The sequence below is a fragment of the Candidatus Binataceae bacterium genome (genome assembly GCA_035308025.1).
Classification (GTDB): Bacteria; Desulfobacterota; Binatia; order Binatales; family Binataceae; genus JAJPHI01.
On record DATGHL010000024.1, the window covers coordinates 1 to 2040 of the forward strand.

General features: G+C 63.9%; 2 protein-coding genes. Both read right to left on the bottom strand.

Annotated features, from left to right (window positions below):
- The coding region (locus tag VKS22_06915; protein HLW70336.1) for an RNA methyltransferase at positions 1-520 on the bottom strand (520 nt) is incomplete at its 3' end.
- 32 nt (positions 521-552) lie between these two features.
- Positions 553-1944 (bottom strand): integrase core domain-containing protein, encoded by a 1392-nt coding sequence (locus VKS22_06920; GenBank protein ID HLW70337.1) that lies wholly within the window; start codon positions 1942-1944, stop codon positions 553-555.
- Positions 1945-2040 lie beyond the last annotated feature (96 nt).

Here is a 2040-nt window from a genome sequence, read left to right on the forward strand (position 1 = left end):
ATTCGCGCGCGGTGGAATGGGCGGCCGATGAGATGGTCGCCATCATCAACTCGTAAGCGACGACGACGACCGCCTGCGCGAGATTGAGCGACGGATATTCGGGCGCGGTAGGAATTGTAATCAGGCGATTGCACAGTTTGAGCTCGCGATTGGTTAGGCCGCGATCCTCGCGCCCGAAGATTACCGCGATCTTGTTCGAGCGGCTGAGCGCCGCGAGCTCAAGCGCTGCGGCGCGAAGCGGTTGCGCGGTGCTGCGATAGCCGCCGCGGCGGCTGGTGGTGCCGACGGTGACCGAGCAATCAGCGAGCGCGGAGGCGAGATCGGGCCAGGTCGTCGCTCCGGCGAGAACGTCGTCCGCGTGTACGGCCATCGCGACTGCCTCGCGCTGATTCATCGTGCCCGGCGCGACCAGGCGGAGATCGTCGAAGCCCATGTTCTTGAGCGCGCGCGCGGCGGCGCCGATATTGCCCGCCGATTGCGGCCTGAAGAGTACGAAGGTGAAATTGTTGCGCGAGGGCATCGTCTTCGCGTGATCGTAGCTTGTCCGACGACCTAACCCTGTGCGACCGGTAAATGGGTAACACTTTGAACCGGAAAATGGGTAACAGTTTTGGTGGAAGATGTTAGCGGCGATTTTTCCGCCGCCCTCTCACTGGCCTTGGAGGGCGGCGGGAAAATTGCTCCTGGCTTAGTCGAGCAGCCGGACGGGGCAAGCGAGCTTCCTTGATTGCTGGAGCTGAGTCGCAGACGCTTAGCAGCGCGCGGGACGGCGTGCTTTTCGCTGGCCCGCGCGTTGCGCGGCTGCGGCTCGTACCTTAGCTTGCCGCGCGCAAGATCGATCGCCCCGAGCCTCAGCGTGGCGAAGTACGCCGGCCAGCGATCCTCCGCGGCGCCGGTGTCCAGGCCGATTAGTTCGCCACTGAGTGCCTGGCTGATGTAGATTGCGCGCCCGCGCCATTTAATCATGCCGTTGCCGAGCACCCGCCGCACCTCGAAGTCGGGCGGATAGCGCAGCTCGGCGAGCCTGGCTGGATAGGGCCGCGACGATCGGTAGTAGAGGCTGGCCGGAGTGACTTGTCCCAGCGCCTCGTGCGGCCGATCGGTGTTGTAGTAGATGCGGAACTGCTCGAGCACCCGCTGCTGGGCTTTGAGGTCGCGCGCCACCGGCGCACAGGTATGCTGCTTGAGGGTGAGATGCATCCGCTCGTGTCGTCCGTTCTGTTCCGGATGAGCCGGCGCGATGCGCTCGACCTTGATCCCGAGTCTTATCCACCACACTGCCAGCTTGCTCAGCCCCGCCGGACCGATAGCTGCGAACGGCGGTCCGTTGTCAGTGCGAATCGCCTTGGGCAGCCCGTGCAGCCGGAACAGCCGCGCGAAGATCGCGCGCACCCGCTGGTAGGTGACCGGCTTGAGGTGCCGGTTGTACAAAAGGTAGCGGCTGGCGCCGTCCATCACCGTCAGCGGCTCACACTTGCGATGGTTCCTGGTCCAGAACCAGCCCTTGCGATCCACCGTCAGCAGATCGTTGGGTTGGGTTACTTCGGCAAACGGCTCGCTCATCGGCACCGGATGGCGGCGACGACGGCGCTTGGCGACCAGACCATTGCGCCTTAGAAAATCGCCGATCGCGCTGGCCGACGGGTGGCGCCGCTTGAGGGTCAAACGGACCACCAGCTTCTTCGGCCCTTCCAACGGATACTGCGCGCGCACTTTCACAATCGCCGCGGCCACTGCCGGCGTGATCACCCAAGCTCGACGTCCACTCCGGCTCGCTTGTCCGTCCCAGCCGCCCGGCCCCTCAAAGCGCCGCACCCATTGATAGCCGGTCTTGCGGCTGATCATGAACCGCCGACACAAACTGCTCATCGTCTCCTCGCCCTTGCGATACTCCGCGATGAATCTCTGCTTCTCCTTCATGCAACAGGTCCCGCTTCCAGTCACGGCGCTCACCTCCGCCGTGACTCGTTACCTGTTACCCATTTACCGGTCTAACCTGTTACCCATTTTACCGGTCCGGACCACCCCTAACCCCTTCCC